Below are 17,119 nucleotides of genomic sequence, written 5' to 3' on the forward strand. Positions count from 1 at the left end.
ATGGATGGTGAACAAGATTTTCAATATTTCAAAGGAAGAGGCGCCCAGGTTAATCCGCATAATAAGTTTTTAAAGAATAGTTACGTTAAAGAGCACGATGAAGGGATTGATGATTGGGAGGAAACAGACCATAAAACTACTTTTCTTTTCGAAAGTTCAAAGTCTGTAGTAAATAAGGTAGACAGTCCGGATGTTGGCATGGCTTATTCACTAAATCCATACCAGGGTTGCGAGCATGGCTGTACCTATTGTTACGCTCGAAATTCGCATCAATATTGGGGTTACAGCGCAGGCATTGAGTTTGAAAGGAAAATAATTGTTAAGAAAGACGCACCTACCCTTTTTAAAAAGTTTTTAGAACGTAAAGGTTGGGATGCAACTACAATTTCGCTTTCAGGAAACACGGATTGTTACCAGCCTGCAGAACGAAAATTTAAACTTACAAGGCAATTATTAGAAATTGCATTGGAATACAAGCAGCCAATTGGTATGATTACCAAAAACTCACTAATTCTTCGCGACCAGGATATTTTGCAGGAAATGGCCAGGCAAAATCTTTGTATGGTTTACGTTTCTATTAATAGCCTTAACGAAAGCCTTCGTCAGGTTATGGAGCCGCGAACTACAACGGCAAAACAGCGGTTAAAAATTGTTGAGCAGCTTAGCGCAGCAGGTATACCAATGGGCGTGATGGTTGCCCCCTTAATACCTGGGTTAAGTGATCATGAAATTCCTTCTATTTTAAAAGCTGTGGCCAGCGCCGGTGCAATTAAAGCAGGTTACACTATCGTCCGCTTAAATGGTGCAATTGGTGGAATTTTTGAAGACTGGTTACGAAAAAATTTTCCGGACAGGTTTGAAAAGGTTTGGCACATGATTCAAAGCTGCCATGGTGGAACTGTTAACGACAGCCGTTTCGGCGAACGAATGCGTGGGAACGGTAATATTGCCCAGATGATTAGCGATAGTTTTAAATTACACTGTCGTTTAAACGGCTTAAATCAGCAAGAGATTATGCTAGATCATACGCTTTTTAAAGTCCCGAGCGACCAGATGAGTTTGTTTTGAAAAATGTACCTATCGGGCTGCGAAATCCTGAGTCCAGTATTTACCATCTTTGGCTGCACCCATTTCTTTAAAATTTGCAGTCATAATGTTCTTACAATGCCCTTCGCTAGCAATCCAGGCATCAATTACGGCCTGTTCTGTAGGCTGGCCCGCAGCGATATTTTCACCATAAGTGTTCCACTTGTAGCCGGCAGCCGTAATCCTGTCGCCGGCACTTGCACCATTTAAAGAGGTATGGCTAAAAAAATTATTCACATTCATTGCTTTACTATGTGCGAGTGCTGCCGAAGCCAATAAATCGTTCCAGGTTAGCGGATTTACGGCCGGCATAAAAGTAGAACCGCAATTGCAACCCGATTTTCTTTTGTCGTTAACCAATTTAAGCATCAAATCTGCATTTAAACCGGTAGCAACTGCCATACTTGAATTTGCAGGTGCTTCGGCTGGTGTTTCAGCATTTTTTTTGCAGGCTGTAAACAGAAATATGATGCAAAAGCAAAGCAGTAAAGATTTGTTCATTGTGGGATAATGAGGGATGACTTATTTAAGACTTTTGGCGCAAATATAAAACCTTATCCGTTAATAATAGAGTTTTAAAAACAAAAAGCCCCTCAAGTTAAACTTGAGGGGCTCAAAATTATTTGCTAATTTGAAGAATCTTCTTCTTTTGGCTCTTCTTTTTTCTTCTCGCCTTTTTTGTGGACTATGGCGATTAATTCTGTGGTCTTATCGTAATCGATTTCCAAAACATCTCCCTCAGCCAGTTCGCCTTTCAAAATTTCCTCTGCAATTGGGTCTTCGAGGTATTTTTGAATTGCTCTTTTTAACGGACGTGCACCGAAGTTACTATCGAAACCTTTATCAGCAATATATTCTTTTGCATTTTCGGTTAAAACGATTTCGTAACCTAATGTATGTACGCGGCCAAATAAGGCTTTTAGTTCGATATCGATAATTCTGAAAATCTCATCCTTACCTAAGCTGTTAAACACTACAACATCATCAACACGGTTTAAAAACTCCGGCGCAAATGCACGTTTCAATGCGCTTTCGATTACGCCACGACTGTGAGAATCTGCCTGATTTGTTTTTGCAGAAGTTGAGAAACCAACACCCTGACCGAAATCTTTTAGCTGACGGGCACCGATGTTCGAAGTCATTATGATAATTGTATTTCTAAAATCTACCTTACGACCTAAACTATCTGTTAACTGGCCTTCATCCAAAACCTGCAATAAAATATTGAATACATCAGGATGGGCTTTTTCAATCTCATCTAATAAAATTACAGCGTATGGTTTTCTTCTAACTTTTTCAGTCAGTTGTCCGCCTTCTTCGTAACCAACATAACCCGGAGGCGCACCCACTAACCGTGAAACTGCAAATTTCTCCATGTATTCGCTCATGTCAATTTGGATAAGCGAATCGTCGCTATCGAACATGAAACGAGCTAATTCTTTCGCCAATTCTGTTTTACCAACACCGGTTGGACCTAAGAAAATAAAGGAACCGATTGGTTTTTTAGGATCTTTTAATCCAGCTCTTGTACGTTGAATCGCTTTGGTTAATTTCTTAATCGCATCATCCTGACCGATAATTTTCTCGGCCACTTTATCGTACATATTCAGCAGCTTCTGGCTATCTGTCTGCCCAACACGTTGCACCGGAATACCAGTCATCATGGCAACAACTTCTGCTACATTATCTTCAGATACTTCGTAGCGTTTAGTCTTGGTTTCTGCTTCCCACTCTGCTTTAGCCTTATCTAATTCTTCAATTAAATTTTTCTCTGTATCGCGAAGTTTTGCAGCTTCTTCGTACTTCTGGCTACGAACAACTTTGTTTTTCTCTAACTTAATATCTTCGATTTTCGCCTCGATATCAATGATCGTTTGAGGAACGTGAATATTCGTTAAATGAACTCTCGAACCTGCCTCATCCAAAGCATCAATGGCTTTATCTGGCAAAAAGCGGTCGGAGATGTAACGCGAAGTAAGTGTAACGCAAGCTTGAATCGCTTCATCAGTATAAGTTACACCGTGGTGTTCTTCGTACTTATCTTTAATTCTGGTTAAAATCTCAACAGTTTCATCAGGCGTAGCGGGCTCAACCATTACTTTTTGAAAGCGACGGTCTAAAGCGCCATCTTTCTCAATATACTGGCGATACTCATCTAAAGTTGTTGCACCAATACATTGAATTTCACCCCTTGCCAAAGCTGGTTTAAACATATTCGAAGCATCGAGCGAACCCGATGCGCCACCTGCGCCAACAATTGTATGAATTTCATCAATAAATAAAATAACATCAGTTGATTTTTCCAGCTCGTTCATTACGGCTTTCATACGCTCTTCGAACTGGCCACGATATTTCGTACCCGCAACAAGCGATGCCAAATCTAAAGTAACTACACGTTTACCAAAAAGTACGCGAGATACTTTACGCTGAACAATACGCAAAGCTAAACCCTCTGCAATTGCCGATTTACCAACACCTGGTTCACCAATTAAAATTGGGTTGTTCTTTTTTCTACGTGATAAGATTTGTGAAACCCTTTCGATTTCCTTTTCGCGACCTACAATTGGGTCTAAACGACCTTCTTCTGCTGCCTTGGTTAAATCACGACCGAAATTATCCAGAACCGGAGTTTTGGATTTGATATCCGAAACCTTTTTTGGTGTACTAAAGCTTTCTTCTTCACGATAATCATCATCGCCACCTGTTGATGCGCTATTTGAAATATCGTCTCTGAAACCGTTTTTATTTACCTCTACCTCTTGTTTAAAAACATCATAAGTAACCCCGTACTGCAATAAGATTTGAGAAGCAATGTTATCATCATCTCTCAAAACTGAAAGCAATAAATGCTCAGTGCCAATTAAGTCGCTCTTAAATATTTTAGCTTCTAAGTAAGTAATTTTTAAAACTTTTTCTGCCTGTTTAGTTAAGGGGATATTTCCTAAGTTAACAGTTACACTAGAAGTACCGCGAACAGCATCTTCAATTGAGCGGCGCAACTTACCTGTATCAACCCCTAACGATCGTAAAATTTTGATAGCCATACCATCGCCTTCGCGGATGAGGCCTAATAATAAATGCTCGGTTCCGATGTAATCATGCCCTAAGCGGAGCGCTTCCTCCCTACTAAAAGAGATTACATCTTTAACCTGTGGTGAAAATTTTGCTTCCATAATACCTTTCTTAACAGCTCGCCTCTAAACTATAAAATAAATTATAAAAAGTGACTTTACTGTTTTCTTTATTTTATCAACAATTGCGCCATATCAGTGGATAAACAGCCATCTATCAGATTCGATAACGTAAAAATTACCTGACGAATAATATTGGAAAAATGTTAAAAACCTAATTATATCTACGTAATAATGCTTTAGCGGGTTTTAAGAGTCGGATTTTCCTGTTCCACGCCGTTTGTCTGCATATTGTAAGGATTTAAACAGACTTTTTAACTGACAATTTGTTTCTCTCAGCTTATGCAATTTACATTTTTTGACAGAAAAATAAAAGACATCTGACAGCTTTTATCATTCTTAAGTTCGTTACCTTGAAATTGAATGGAAAATCCGAAACTTTCAGGCCAGCATCGAATTGCGGGTATTGATTATCCAATGGATTTACATATCAGCTTTCAGGCTGCTGGTAATTCGATAGCCCAATTCACTAGCGATTAGTTATAGCTATCAGGCAATATGATAAACGTGGATTGAATCAAAACGTTGAGCAGAAATTGAATTAAATTAAAGATAATGATAAAGCACTTTGTATTGGGCCTGTTGTTTTTATCTTTGTAACCAATTTAAAAATTAAGGGCCTTCAGCCTAAACTACACGTAAATTATGTCTGACGAAAAAATAATCTTTTCAATGGCAGGAGTAAATAAAATTTACCCGCCACAAAAACAGGTTTTAAAAAATATATACCTTTCTTTTTTTTATGGCGCCAAAATCGGCGTTATTGGTTTAAATGGCTCGGGTAAATCATCTTTACTAAAAATTATTGCCGGCTTAGATAAATCCTATCAAGGCGAAGTGGTTTTTTCTCCTGGCTATTCTGTAGGTTATTTGGCGCAAGAACCAATTCTCGACCCTGAAAAAACTGTACGCGAAGTTGTAGAAGAGGGTGTGGCAGAAGTAACCGCAATTTTAAAAGAGTACGAGCAGGTTAATGAAGCTTTCGGATTGGAAGAAAACTATTCTGATGCCGATAAAATGGACAAACTCATGGCTCGCCAGGGTGAGTTACAAGATAAAATTGATGCTTTAGGCGCCTGGGAAATCGATTCAAAATTGGAACGTGCAATGGACGCTCTGCGTTGCCCTGATCCGGAAACTAAAATCGGTGTGCTTTCTGGTGGTGAACGCCGTCGGGTTGCGATGTGCCGTTTATTGTTGCAACATCCGGATGTGTTATTATTAGATGAGCCTACCAACCACCTGGATGCCGAAAGCATAGATTGGTTAGAACAATTTTTACAAAATTACGAGGGAACAGTAATTGCCGTAACCCACGACAGGTATTTCCTTGATAATGTTGCCGGCTGGATTTTAGAACTGGATCGTGGCGAGGGGATTCCATGGAAAGGAAATTACAGCAGCTGGTTAGATCAAAAGGCAAAACGTTTATCTCAGGAAGAAAAAACGGAAAGCAAACGCCAAAAAACGCTCGAACGTGAGTTGGAATGGGTTCGTATGGCACCGAAAGCCCGCCATGCCAAATCAAAAGCACGTTTAGCTAATTATGATAAGCTAGCTTCTGAAGATGGAAAAGAAAGGGAAGATAAATTAGAGCTATTTATCCCGGCCGGGCCTCGTTTGGGTAATGTAGTAATCGAAGCAACGAATGTTACCAAAGCTTATGGCGATAAAGTATTGTTCGATAACCTTAACTTTTCACTGCCACCGGCGGGAATTGTTGGCATTATTGGCCCCAATGGCGCAGGTAAAACAACATTATTTCGTTTAATTACCGGCCAGGAAGAGGCAGATAATGGAACTTTCCGGGTTGGCGAAACGGTGGAGTTGGGTTATGTAGACCAGATGCACAACGATTTAGATTCTGATAAAACCGTTTACGAAAATATTACCGATGGGCTTGACAATATTCAGCTGGGAAATAAAGCGGTAAATGGTCGTGCCTATGTTTCAAAGTTTAATTTTAATGGTGGCGACCAGCAGAAAAAAGTTGGCATTCTATCTGGTGGAGAACGCAACCGGGTACACCTGGCAATTACGTTAAAAAAAGGTGCAAATGTTTTATTGCTGGATGAGCCAACAAATGATATTGACGTAAATACCTTACGTGCATTAGAAGAGGCTTTAGAAAACTTCGGCGGATGCGCCGTTGTGATTAGTCACGACAGGTGGTTTTTAGACCGGATTTGTACGCATATCCTGGCTTTCGAAGGTAACTCTGAGGTTTATTTCTTTGAAGGCAACTATTCTGACTATGAAGAAAACCGTAAAAAACGTTTGGGCGATGTTGCGCCAAAGCGAATCAGATACAAAAAGTTAGACTAAAAAAAAACTCCCGATGAAAGTCGGGAGTTTTTTTTTGAATCCTTTATTTTCCAATAGTTTTCCTGATCGCTTCGTCGGTTACCACTTCCATTACTTTGTAACCTGCTAAATTGGGGTGTACACCATCCGTTGTGTATTCTGCCTTCTGCCCGTTACGTTCATCAACCAATGGCGTAAAATAATCAAGAACGGTGAAATTGTTTAGTTTCGCGTAAGCAACGAGTGCTTCATTAAGTGAAATAATCTGGTCGGCAGCACCTTTAATCGCTTTATTCCATGGGTATTCGTAAACAGGAAGATATTTACAAATGATTACTTTGATGCGGTTTTTTCTGGCAAGTTCCGCCATCGATTTCACATTATTAAGAATTGTTTCGCTATTTACATGGCCCTTACTACCCGCTAAATCATTGCTACCCGCTAAAATAATAACGGCTCTCGGCTTAAGGTTTATTACATCCTGTCGAAACCGAATCAGTAACTGGGAAGAAATTTGTCCGCTAATTCCTCTGTCTATATAGGCATGAGCACTGAAGTATTCGGGGTCTTTCTGTTTCCAGAATTCGAAAATGGAGCTGCCCAGAAATACCACTCGCTTCTCCCCTTTTTTTGGTAAACCAATAACTTCATTTTCCTTTTGGTATTTGGAAATGTTTGCCCAATCATCAGAAAAATCTTCCTTTTTAGCCTTGTTTTCAGTTGCATCAGTTTGAGCAGCAGCAATACCTGCGTAAATTAAACATACAGTAAAAATAAACTTCAATTTCATCTTGCTTGGATTACGCTTTATATGTATTGTTATTTGCTTTCCGCTCTTGGCCCTCTTTTATAGATAACCAGCCCATTTAAAAAATTTCGTAAAATCTGGTCGCCACAGGGCTTAAAGTTTTCGTGATCTTCGTTTCTGAAAATATCGCCAAGTTCTGCTTTGGTAACTTTAAAGCCTACTAAATCGCATATTGTTATTATATCTTCTGTTTTTAAAGATAGTGCTACTCTTAATTTTTTTAAAATATCGTTGTTACTCATATTTCTTACTGAATGAATTCTGAATGATTGAATGCTATTTTACACTACTAACTTGCTTGCCCTAATTCCAATGAACCAATGAACCAATGAACTCCTAACTGGCAATTTCAAGTTTAAGTTTTTTTCCTTTTATTTTTTCTCCGCTAAGCGCTTTTAACAATTTATCTACAAGTTCTCTTTTAACAGCAACATAACTTGTGGTATCTTTAACTTCGATAAGCCCTATATCGTCTTTTTTTAAGCCTCCCTTTTGCAGGAATAACCCAACGATATCAATCTTATTTATCTTATCCTTTTTGCCATTTGCGATATACAAAGTAACCCAATCACTCGCTTCGGGCAGTTTATATTTGTCTTCAAGCGTTTCTTCTTCGATATCCTCAGGCAAATACTTATAATGTTCTTCTTCGGTTACAATTGCATAGGCAGTACCTTTCGCATGCATTCGGGCGGTGCGGCCGTTGCGGTGTATGTAAGCGTCTTCTGTATATGGCAGCTGGTAATGCACAATATTTTGCACCTCCGGGATATCAAGTCCGCGGGCAGCCAAATCGGTAGTAACTAAAATTCTATGGCTTCCATTTCTAAACTTAAGCAAAGCTTTTTCCCTATCGGCTTGCTCCATCCCACCGTGAAAAACATCATGACCCAGACCATGTTCGAAGAGCAAATCGCTAATTCTATCAACTGTTTCGCGATGGTTGCAAAAAACCAGCGTATTTGCGCTACCGATTTTGCTCAGAAGCTTAAACAAAACTTCAAGTTTATCGGCCGCCGGGGCGGTAACTTTTCTTAATTTTAAATCGGGTTTAGCTTTGATGTCTTTTGAAAAATCGATTTCAACGGGCTGACGCAATTTAACGAAAGCAGGAATTTCGTCCATTTTTGTCGCCGAGGTTAGCACACGTTGTTTTAACGAATGCAAGGAGCCGATAATGAACGACATATCCTGCTCAAAACCAAATTCCAGCGATTTGTCGAACTCGTCCAAAACCAGATTTTCGACAAGGGATTCGTCGAAGTTACGATGATCCAGATGATAAGCAATTCGACCTGGAGTTCCGATAAGCACTGCCGGAGGGTGCGCGAGATTGTTTTTTTCGATACGTACGGCATGGCCGCCATAACAGCAGTTAACTTTAAACGCAGTGCTCATCTGCTTAAAAACCTGTTCTATCTGCAAAGCAAGTTCGCGGGATGGCACAAGAATAAGCGCCTGGACGCCTTTAGTTTCAGGCTTCAGTTTAGAAAGCAATGGCAGTAAGAACGCGAGTGTTTTGCCAGAACCGGTGGGTGCTACCAACACGAGGTCGACATCCTTTTCTGCCGCCTTAAGTGATGCCGTTTGCATCTCATTCAGGGCGGTAATATTTAATCTTTTAAGCGCTTGCTCTATCATTACGCCAAAGGTAAACATTTATTGGTTTTGCACACCCGCGAAAATGACTGTTAAAACTTCAGGAATCTCCTCTTGATATTTCTAACGAAAGAAAAATCTAATTTTTGGTCTAATAATAAAAGCATTTTGCCTCTTTGCGACATAGAATTCGTAACTTTCTCATTAACAGCATCAACTGATGAAATAATGCGTTCGGCTAAATCGCCGGCAAACTTGTTGGCTCTACTTTGTTGCAACAATTGGAGTTCTTGAATCAATTCTGCGTTCATAGTGATGAAATTTGGTTAAATAATGAATAAATGTAACGTTTAATTACAAACAATTGCTGCAAAAAATATAAAATACTGTTTCCCTTGTTGTGGTAACCTGTTGATAACTAAAGTTTTGTTAGCAAATAAACAACAGCATCTTAATACAGATTTAATTTATAGCGCTTATTTTTATAAAAACCTGATTACCATTTGTTAACCCCAAAACACACAGCGTATGACATGGAAAAAATTTAGTGGCGAAGTGATTCAATCCTCAATCCTCGAAGAGATAGAACTCGCAATCATCAGAGAAACAGAAAACGGACACAAACTAAAGGTTTGTATTGGTACAGATTCGCAGGTTAAAGGTGCTGTTACGGATTTTGCAACTGTGATCGTATTGCTTAGAGCGCACCACGGCGGATTCATGTACATTCATCAGGAGAAATCATCTCAGCAGGTAAGCATTAAAGAACGTATGTTGATGGAAGTTCAAAAATCTATTGAAACGGCTTACTCCATATGCGATTTGCTGGATATTTATGATGTTGCCCTCGAAGTACACGCTGATATTAATACAAGCCCGCAGTTTAAATCCAATAAAGCCTTAAATGATGCAATGGGTTATATTTTAAGCATGGGCTTTATTTTTAAGGCTAAACCCGAGGCATTTGCAAGTTCTACCTGCGCAGATAAAATGGTGCACTAGATTTGTGAAAAGCTTAATTAGGCGTATCTTTAAAATATAAATTCAATGGTATGAAAAAGATGTTCTTACTGCTGTTTGCGTTAACAATTACCTGTTCTGTATTTGCACAAATAGAGGATAATAACGCAAATACCAAACTTGGTGATGAAACACCGGTATTTAGCTTTGAGGTAGAAAAAGGCAAAACAGTAAATATTGCCGACTACAAAGGCAAACTGATTTTGATAAATTTATTTGCAACCTGGTGCCCTCCATGCAATATCGAATTGCCCTTGGCTCAAAAAGAGATCTGGAACAAGCATAAAGATGATAAAAACTTTGCTTTCTTCGTATTCGGGCGGGAAGAAGGCTGGGACAAGTTGCTGCCTTATAAAGCTAGCAAGGGCTTTACCTTTCCAATCTTACCAGATTTAAAACGCGAGGTTTTTAACAAATTTGCCAAGCAATCTATCCCAAGAAACATTTTGATCGATGAAACTGGAAAAATTATTTATCAATCTATGGGTTATGAAGAGAAAGAATTTCAGGCCCTGGTTAAAATAATTAACGACAAACTGAAAGAAAAAGCAACAAAATAGGCTTTTGGTTGTTAGGTTATAAAATTTATAATTTGAAAACTTACCGGTTAGAATTCACTCAAAAAATTCCTGTTGATTTAGATACAGCCTGGGATTTTTTTTCCTCACCTCTTAATTTATCAGAAATTACACCGAAAGACATGACTTTTGATGTGACTTCTCCAATCACAAAGGAAACAAAAATGTATCCGGGGATGATAATAACCTATAAAGTTTCGCCGCTGCTGGGAATCAAATTAAACTGGATGACAGAAATAACCCATGTAAAGGATAAAGAATACTTTATTGATGAACAGCGCTTTGGTCCGTTTGCGTTTTGGCATCATAACCACAATTTTGAGTCGATTGAAGGCGGTGTACTCATGCACGACATTCTTCACTATGCCATCGGTTGGGGACCAATCGGCTTGATTGCAAATGAAATCGTAGTTAACAGCAAGATAAACGGGATATTTAATTTCAGGTATAAAAAAGTAGAAGAGCTTTTCGGCAAGCTGTAACCTTTTATGCTACCATTTTTTTGTTGAAATCGTTTCGCCTTTTATTTGTCGTTTTTCGGTTTGATAACTAGACAACGCCTTTTTGAGACGCTCTGCAAAGTTAACCGTTTTACTATAAGCAGCCTCCACGATGTCTTTCCATTCTCCTGCGCTGAGTTTGCCAGGCGTTTTTTCTAATGGTGTGGCAATTTTTGTAGTTGGCACATAATTACTGTATCTATCTCTTCCATAGGGGATGTACTCAAAATCTGTAAGCCAAAATCTGTATTTTTTATCTCTGGCTTCGAAGTTTAGCGTAAAGCTCACCTCGCCAGTTGGATGGCTCGCAACCAAAATTGTTTTGTCGATAACCATCACACCCTTCGCAGTAATTGATGAATCGGTACTATTCTGTCTCTTTAGTGTTTTGTTATAAGATTCTACAAACGCCTTAGCCCTCAGCATCAAACTATCCTTACCGGCAGCCTTTTCAACAACCTCATAGTAAATAAACTTTCCGTTATCATCAACTGAAAACTGCTTTTGCTGGGCAGAAACTTTAAGCGCAATCAATAAAAAAAATAAAATGGTTTTATAAGGCATAACGAATTTTATCAAATGAAAAATAAAGATAACAAAAAGCCTCCGGCTAATAAGGCGGAGGCTTATATTCAAAATAACTAAATATTAAAAGGCGTAAACTGCGGCAAGAGAAAACTGGCCTGCATTTGGTGCTACCCCACCTGTTTTATTAACAAACGGTTTATCGCCATTATGGTCCAGTCTAACTTCAGGAATAAAAGTTAAGCCTCCGGATTTAATGTTAGCAGTAAGTGTTACACCTGTATAAGATGTGCCTTTGACCGCACCAACATCTTTATATTTGAAATATTCACCCCTCAAACCTATAGTTACTGCATCTGCAACTGCAACCTGAGGATATAGTGCAACGCCGGCATAACCGCCTGCATCATCTGCCATATCATAATTTGCCGCATTTAAACCAAGCTTAAAGGCTTTGCTAATCTGGTACGAAGTTGTTAAATCTTCAATAGTGCCATAGCCGTATGGGTCGGCACCCGATAATACATTTAAGTAAGCTGTCCAGCCTTCTACTGGCGAAACCATCAACTGGCCGCCAATACTTGACACACCTCTTGTTGCGCTATAAAGATTCCAATCATTAAACAAACCGGCCATTAAACTTACTTTATCTGAGAATTTGTAAGTTGCTTTGATACCCGCGTTTTGGAACGGACCATTGGTAAACAGGTATGATGTAGAATAGTTGAAATTACCTACTGGCGATATTACTTCATAGCCGATAAACGTTCCCATGTAACCGGCGGTCATCGAAAAATTATCAGTAAAATCGTAGTTGATATATAAGTTCTGAATGTGGAAAGAAGAACCGTTTGCAGCTGCATCAGGAATTGATTGTGTTTGCCCACGCGGACCAAACGAAATTTCACCAACAAAAGAAGCCTTACCGGTTTTTTTCTTCAGCGCCAGGTCAATCATTCCCAATGAAACGGAATTATGATCAGAGACAAAGGATGTGGGAATATTAGACCTTTTGGCGAAATCATATTTGTAATATGTATCAACCGAGCCAGAAAATTCCAGCGGTGAGGACGGCGTCTCTTGCGCCAGGGCACACGTAGTGCTTGCTATACTAAATATAGCGGTTAAAAATTTCTTCATGTTTGAGCTTTATTGGGGTTTAGATATGGTATTCTTTTAGGAAACTGATTCTGTTAGAGGACTATTTTTCTCAATGTAAACAGCTCGCTCTTCAACAAGCAATGTACCCTGAGAGTACTTCTCATCGTGTTGCGATGCATCAAGACCGATTTCTTCTTCTTCATCAGACACCCTGATTGGATTGATTAAGTTAACCAGTTTGAAAATTACGAATGAAACAACAAAACTGAATAGAATTACAATAACAGCGCCTTTTAACTGCGTGATGAAAAATGCCGGATTGCCATAAAACAAACCATCAGCACCTGCCGCATTAACAGTTTTGGTTGCAAAAACGCCTGTTAATAACATGCCCACTATACCGCCAACACCGTGACAAGGAAAAACGTCTAAAGTATCATCAAGACTTGTTTTTTGTTTCCAGCTAACAACAAGGTTTGATACCACAGCCGCTATAGCACCGATGAATATGCTTGATGGTATGCTTACGAAGCCTGCACCTGGCGTAATTGCCACTAAACCAACAACAGCGCCGATACAGAACCCTAATACTGAAGGCTTTTTACCTCTTGCTACGTCGAAAAACATCCACGATAATCCTGCTGCACCTGCTGCCGTATTTGTAGTTAAGAAAGCAGAAACGGCTAAACTGTTAGCACCCAACGCAGAGCCCGCATTAAACCCGAACCAGCCGAACCATAGCAAACCTGTTCCGATTAAAACGTAAGGAATATTTGCAGGCGGCACTTCTTTGTGCTCCATGTGAGATTTTCTGCGTTTCAAAACCAATGCTCCGGCTAAAGCGGCCATACCAGCAGAGATGTGTACAACTGTACCGCCGGCAAAATCCAAAACGCCCATTTTGAACAAGAAACCTTGGGGATGCCATGTCCAGTGTGCTAAAGGCGAGTAAACAAATATTGCAAATAGAACGATGAATAAGATGTAAGATGTAAAGCGAATACGTTCTGCTACAGCGCCAACTACCAATCCTGGCGTAATAATGGCGAACATTAGCTGAAACACTGCAAAAAGTGAAAGCGGAATAGTTAAGTCTGCACCTCCTTGCAAATGTGGAGCTCCGGAATTTACCCCTTTGAAAAATAAAAAGGTTGATGGATTTCCGATAAAACCGCCAATCGTATCGCCGAAAGCTAAACTGAAACCGACAACTGTCCACAGAACTGTGATTACACCTGCAGCGACAACACTTTTAATCATTGTTGATAATACATTTTTACGATGTACCATACCTCCGTAAAAAAACGCAAGGCCTGGAGTCATTAAGAATACAAGCGCCGCAGCGATTAAAATAAAAGCGATGTCCGGACCGCTATATTTTCCTTCATCAAAGTTCGGGAGCAACGGAACAAAGAGTGATAATATTGCAAATACCATCAATATTACAAAAGGAGCATACTGTTTGACTAAAATTTTACCCATGTTTTTAAGTTTATTTGTTTGGTTTATTAAATAGTTTTGATTTTCTGATTTTATTTGCCTAAAAATACGACTTATTGTAATTTTTACACCATTAAATAGAAATATTCTAATAAAAACTATTAATTTTTACGAAATGGAGCTAAAAATCGATTAAAAAATACCATAGACAAAAAAAACTGCCAAACATTTAGCGCTTTTTTACCAAAAAGAAAATGTATCGAATTAGATGAATTGTAGAATTTTAGCTGAATTTTCTGGAATATTATCAAAAAAATCAAGCTAAAAACAAAAAGCCTCCCAAATTTGGAAGGCTTTTTGAAAAAATATGTATTTTTTTTAGTTTTTATTGAAAATAAGCAGAACCCTGCACAACACCTCGTTTTTCTATTTCTTTGTCGATATAAGTTTGAATTGAAGATTTATTTAAGCCCCAGTTTGGCGCAATTAGCAAATCCCAATCAGAAATACCGAAAAGTCTTTGGATCACAATATCTGGACGCAGCAATGGAATCAACTCACACAGCAAGTCGGTATATTCCTCTAAGGAAAAAAGTTTGAAAGGCTCCTTTTTATACTTAACGCCCATTATCGAACCCTCTACAATGTGCAAGTGGTGAAATTTTACAAACTTAATTTGAGGAAACCGATTAATTTCGTGAATGTAATTGAGCATCATCTCCCTTGTTTCCCAAGGGAAACCGAAAATTGTGTGCACACACAATTCAAGTTTACTGTTTTCAAGTAGTTTTACTGCTTCTACAAATTCACCATGACTGCAACCTCTGTTAATTTGGTTCAAGGTCTCATCATAAATAGATTCCATCCCCATTTCCAAATCCACATCATACCTATCCGTATAACTTTCTAATAAGGCAACTTTTTCAGCATCAATACAATCAGGCCGTGTGCCTACAGAAAAACCAACCACATCATCTGGATTTACCGAAAGGGCCTCATCATACATCATTTTGAGGTAATGTACGGGGGCGTAAGTATTGGTATTAGGTTGAAAATAAACGATAAACTTATCTGCCTTATAGAAATTCTTGCCACGCTCCATACCTTTTTCCAGCTGCTCGCGGATGGTAGGCATTTTGCGGGAAATTTCAGGCGTAAAAGAATCTACATTGCAATATGTACATCCACCATAACCCTTACTGCCGTCACGGTTTGGGCATGTAAAACCTCCATCAACGATCGTTTTAAAAACCCGCTGACCGTTATATTTTTCACGCAAATGTGTTCCGTAATTGTTATAGCCTTTTATACCTAAATCTACCTGTGTTCCCATTGTTCGCAAAAATACACAAATACTATTAAGTTATCGATAAAGCCATCAGAGATTACAAAAACCAAATAATTTACGGGAAAACAAAACGTTACATAAAAACAACGCCCGAATCAGGTTCGGGCGTTAATCCATTACGATTATTCTTTAGGTTTTGTTAGGTAATATATTGGTACGCCCGCCAGCATAATGGCTACGCCCCAGCCACATGTACTGGTTTTGAAAACTAATAAGCCAATGCAAATTGCGATAGCCACTAAAATATAAAATGCTGGCAACACTGGATAACCGAAAGCCTTATATGGCCTTTCGGTATTGGGTTGAGATTTACGGAGAATGAAAATTCCATAAATGGTAAGGATGTAAAAGATCATTACGATAATGATAACGAAATCCAGCAAATCTCCATATTTACCTGTTAAACACAATGCCGAAGCCCAAACACATTGCGCCCAAAGTGCCCAGCTCGGAACACTTGCTTTATTTAAAACTGCCGCTTTCTTGAAAAACAATCCATCTTTTGCCATTGTGTAATACACGCGTGCGCCAGCCATAATTAATCCATTATTGCAGGCGAAAGTCGAGATCATGATCATAATGGCGATTATATATGTACCGATACTTCCGAAAATTGGTTGTGCCGCAGCTACAGCCACCCGATCATCCGCCGCGGTTGCAATTTCCTGTAACGGCAAAACAGCCAGGTACATCAGGTTTGCAAGTATATAAATGACGCTAACGATAAAAGTTCCTAAAAATAGACTTAAACCAACGTTGCGTTCAGGATTTCTGATTTCGCCGGCAATAAAAGTTACCCCGTTCCATGCATCGCTGCTGAATAATGAACCAACCATAGCCGCAGCAATACCTGAAAGCAAAGCTTTTCCTGCCACGTCGGTCCAAACGCCCGCTTTTGGATCAAATGAACGTGTAGACCAGGCATCGGCCCAGTTAGCATGCCAGATTTCCGCATTAGCGGCCAAACTGAAACCGAAAATAATTAAGCCAAAGAGCGAGAGTATTTTAATAATTGTTAATATGGTTTGAAGAATTTTACTATCCTTTACGCCTTTACTGTTTATGTAGGTTAATAGAATTATAGTCGCAATTGATACCAGTTGGGCGGCATTTAGTTTGAAGCTGCCCGCATCATATAAAATATTTTTATCGCTTAGCGGTGCGTATAAATAGGCTGCAAATTTTGAGAAAGCTACGCCAACAGCGGCAATAGTTCCTGTTTGTATAACCGCGAAGAAACTCCATCCGTATAAAAAAGCGATAAGCTTATTATATGCCTCTTTTAAATAAACGTACTGACCACCAGCCTTCGGAAACATGGCACTCAGTTCGCCATAACTTACAGCTGCAATCATGGTAACCACGGCTGTTAAAACCCAAATCAAAATTAGCCACCCAGCCGAGCCAACCTGCCTGGTAATGTCTGCACTAACAATAAAAATACCTGAGCCAATCATCGACCCAACGACCAGCATTGTACCATCAAAAAGGCCAAGTGCTCTTTTAAAAGCATTGTCCTGTGGTTCTTTCTCCATAATTAAGTTTAGTTTGTGGCTAATTTATTTAAAAAAAACAATTCGTGGCGACTTGTACTGTATTATTTTAATCGAATAAAAAAA

The 17,119-nt window shown here is 39.1% G+C and carries 16 protein-coding genes; 5 read left to right on the plus strand and 11 right to left on the minus strand.

Annotation, left to right across the window (positions count from 1 at the left end; all coding sequences use genetic code 11):
* On the plus strand, positions 1 to 1,068 hold the full coding sequence (locus tag AC0IWT_RS10780; protein ID WP_471797224.1) for a PA0069 family radical SAM protein: 1,068 nt from the start codon (positions 1 to 3) through the stop codon (positions 1,066 to 1,068).
* Positions 1,069 to 1,077: 9 nt separating this feature from the next.
* Here the strand turns inward: AC0IWT_RS10780 and AC0IWT_RS10785 are convergent, their stop codons facing one another.
* Both AC0IWT_RS10785 and AC0IWT_RS10790 read right to left on the minus strand, forming a co-directional pair.
* Positions 1,078 to 1,587 (minus strand): CAP domain-containing protein, encoded by a 510-nt coding sequence (locus tag AC0IWT_RS10785; RefSeq protein ID WP_471797225.1) that lies wholly within the window; start codon positions 1,585 to 1,587, stop codon positions 1,078 to 1,080.
* Between the two features lie 125 nt (positions 1,588 to 1,712).
* Positions 1,713 to 4,259, minus strand: coding sequence for an ATP-dependent Clp protease ATP-binding subunit (locus tag AC0IWT_RS10790; protein ID WP_471797226.1), 2,547 nt, complete (start codon positions 4,257 to 4,259; stop codon positions 1,713 to 1,715).
* A gap of 663 nt (positions 4,260 to 4,922) precedes the next feature.
* Here AC0IWT_RS10790 and ettA point away from each other — a divergent pair.
* Positions 4,923 to 6,602 carry an energy-dependent translational throttle protein EttA gene (gene ettA, locus AC0IWT_RS10795; RefSeq protein ID WP_471797227.1) on the plus strand — a complete coding sequence of 560 codons (1,680 nt, stop codon included), beginning with the start codon at positions 4,923 to 4,925 and terminating at the stop codon, positions 6,600 to 6,602.
* Positions 6,603 to 6,645: 43 nt separating this feature from the next.
* Here ettA and AC0IWT_RS10800 read toward each other — a convergent pair whose 3' ends face one another.
* The 4 genes from AC0IWT_RS10800 to AC0IWT_RS10815 all read right to left on the minus strand — a co-directional run bounded on the left by AC0IWT_RS10800 (position 6,646) and on the right by AC0IWT_RS10815 (position 9,299).
* Entirely contained in the window at positions 6,646 to 7,371 is a 726-nt protein-coding gene (locus AC0IWT_RS10800; RefSeq protein WP_471797228.1) for a GDSL-type esterase/lipase family protein, read from the minus strand.
* Positions 7,372 to 7,400: 29 nt separating this feature from the next.
* On the minus strand, positions 7,401 to 7,631 hold the full coding sequence (locus AC0IWT_RS10805) for a DUF1456 family protein (RefSeq protein ID WP_056870159.1): 231 nt from the start codon (positions 7,629 to 7,631) through the stop codon (positions 7,401 to 7,403).
* A 94-nt stretch (positions 7,632 to 7,725) separates the two neighbouring features.
* Positions 7,726 to 9,048: a DEAD/DEAH box helicase gene (locus AC0IWT_RS10810; RefSeq protein WP_471797229.1), complete on the minus strand. Its 1,323-nt coding sequence runs from the start codon at positions 9,046 to 9,048 to the stop codon at positions 7,726 to 7,728.
* Positions 9,049 to 9,080: 32 nt separating this feature from the next.
* Positions 9,081 to 9,299, minus strand: a complete 219-nt coding sequence (locus tag AC0IWT_RS10815; protein WP_471797230.1) for a hypothetical protein — start codon at positions 9,297 to 9,299, stop codon at positions 9,081 to 9,083.
* 217 nt (positions 9,300 to 9,516) lie between these two features.
* Between AC0IWT_RS10815 and AC0IWT_RS10820 the strand changes: the two genes are divergently transcribed.
* Genes AC0IWT_RS10820 through AC0IWT_RS10830 form a run of 3 tightly spaced genes read left to right on the plus strand, consistent with a single transcriptional unit; the run spans position 9,517 to position 11,068 of the window.
* Positions 9,517 to 9,990 carry a ribonuclease H-like YkuK family protein gene (locus AC0IWT_RS10820; protein ID WP_056870157.1) on the plus strand — a complete coding sequence of 158 codons (474 nt, stop codon included), beginning with the start codon at positions 9,517 to 9,519 and terminating at the stop codon, positions 9,988 to 9,990.
* A 50-nt stretch (positions 9,991 to 10,040) separates the two neighbouring features.
* Complete coding sequence (locus AC0IWT_RS10825) at positions 10,041 to 10,568, plus strand: TlpA family protein disulfide reductase (protein WP_471797231.1); 528 nt, start codon at positions 10,041 to 10,043, stop codon at positions 10,566 to 10,568.
* Positions 10,569 to 10,600: 32 nt separating this feature from the next.
* Entirely contained in the window at positions 10,601 to 11,068 is a 468-nt protein-coding gene (locus AC0IWT_RS10830) for an SRPBCC family protein (RefSeq protein WP_056870155.1), read from the plus strand.
* A 9-nt stretch (positions 11,069 to 11,077) separates the two neighbouring features.
* Here the strand turns inward: AC0IWT_RS10830 and AC0IWT_RS10835 are convergent, their stop codons facing one another.
* The 5 genes from AC0IWT_RS10835 to AC0IWT_RS10855 all read right to left on the minus strand — a co-directional run bounded on the left by AC0IWT_RS10835 (position 11,078) and on the right by AC0IWT_RS10855 (position 17,035).
* Positions 11,078 to 11,650: a DUF4468 domain-containing protein gene (locus AC0IWT_RS10835; protein ID WP_471797232.1), complete on the minus strand. Its 573-nt coding sequence runs from the start codon at positions 11,648 to 11,650 to the stop codon at positions 11,078 to 11,080.
* Positions 11,651 to 11,734: 84 nt separating this feature from the next.
* On the minus strand, positions 11,735 to 12,751 hold the full coding sequence (locus tag AC0IWT_RS10840; protein ID WP_056870153.1) for a porin: 1,017 nt from the start codon (positions 12,749 to 12,751) through the stop codon (positions 11,735 to 11,737).
* Between the two features lie 36 nt (positions 12,752 to 12,787).
* Positions 12,788 to 14,194, minus strand: coding sequence for an ammonium transporter (locus AC0IWT_RS10845; RefSeq protein ID WP_471797233.1), 1,407 nt, complete (start codon positions 14,192 to 14,194; stop codon positions 12,788 to 12,790).
* Positions 14,195 to 14,537: 343 nt separating this feature from the next.
* On the minus strand, positions 14,538 to 15,485 hold the full coding sequence (gene mnmL, locus AC0IWT_RS10850; RefSeq protein WP_056870151.1) for a tRNA modification radical SAM protein MnmL/YtqA: 948 nt from the start codon (positions 15,483 to 15,485) through the stop codon (positions 14,538 to 14,540).
* 137 nt (positions 15,486 to 15,622) lie between these two features.
* Positions 15,623 to 17,035, minus strand: a complete 1,413-nt coding sequence (locus AC0IWT_RS10855) for an APC family permease (RefSeq protein WP_056870150.1) — start codon at positions 17,033 to 17,035, stop codon at positions 15,623 to 15,625.
* Positions 17,036 to 17,119: the final 84 nt, after the last annotated feature.

Source organism: Pedobacter sp. AC464 (assembly GCF_979253075.1).

Excerpts from the sequence above, each read along its gene's own strand:
- AC0IWT_RS10835 (WP_471797232.1), bottom strand. The coding sequence starts at position 11,650 with ATGCCTTATAAAACCATTTTATTTTTTTTATTGATTGCGCTTAAAGTT.
- AC0IWT_RS10810 (WP_471797229.1), bottom strand. The coding sequence starts at position 9,048 with ATGTTTACCTTTGGCGTAATGATAGAGCAAGCGCTTAAAAGATTAAAT.
- AC0IWT_RS10815 (WP_471797230.1), bottom strand. The coding sequence starts at position 9,299 with ATGAACGCAGAATTGATTCAAGAACTCCAATTGTTGCAACAAAGTAGA.
- AC0IWT_RS10825 (WP_471797231.1), top strand. The coding sequence starts at position 10,041 with ATGAAAAAGATGTTCTTACTGCTGTTTGCGTTAACAATTACCTGTTCT.
- ettA (WP_471797227.1), top strand. The coding sequence starts at position 4,923 with ATGTCTGACGAAAAAATAATCTTTTCAATGGCAGGAGTAAATAAAATT.
- AC0IWT_RS10800 (WP_471797228.1), bottom strand. The coding sequence starts at position 7,371 with ATGAAATTGAAGTTTATTTTTACTGTATGTTTAATTTACGCAGGTATT.
- AC0IWT_RS10805 (WP_056870159.1), bottom strand. The coding sequence starts at position 7,631 with ATGAGTAACAACGATATTTTAAAAAAATTAAGAGTAGCACTATCTTTA.
- AC0IWT_RS10785 (WP_471797225.1), bottom strand. The coding sequence starts at position 1,587 with ATGAACAAATCTTTACTGCTTTGCTTTTGCATCATATTTCTGTTTACA.
- AC0IWT_RS10790 (WP_471797226.1), bottom strand. The coding sequence starts at position 4,259 with ATGGAAGCAAAATTTTCACCACAGGTTAAAGATGTAATCTCTTTTAGT.
- AC0IWT_RS10780 (WP_471797224.1), top strand. The coding sequence starts at position 1 with ATGGATGGTGAACAAGATTTTCAATATTTCAAAGGAAGAGGCGCCCAG.
- AC0IWT_RS10820 (WP_056870157.1), top strand. The coding sequence starts at position 9,517 with ATGACATGGAAAAAATTTAGTGGCGAAGTGATTCAATCCTCAATCCTC.
- AC0IWT_RS10840 (WP_056870153.1), bottom strand. The coding sequence starts at position 12,751 with ATGAAGAAATTTTTAACCGCTATATTTAGTATAGCAAGCACTACGTGT.
- AC0IWT_RS10845 (WP_471797233.1), bottom strand. The coding sequence starts at position 14,194 with ATGGGTAAAATTTTAGTCAAACAGTATGCTCCTTTTGTAATATTGATG.
- AC0IWT_RS10855 (WP_056870150.1), bottom strand. The coding sequence starts at position 17,035 with ATGGAGAAAGAACCACAGGACAATGCTTTTAAAAGAGCACTTGGCCTT.
- mnmL (WP_056870151.1), bottom strand. The coding sequence starts at position 15,485 with ATGGGAACACAGGTAGATTTAGGTATAAAAGGCTATAACAATTACGGA.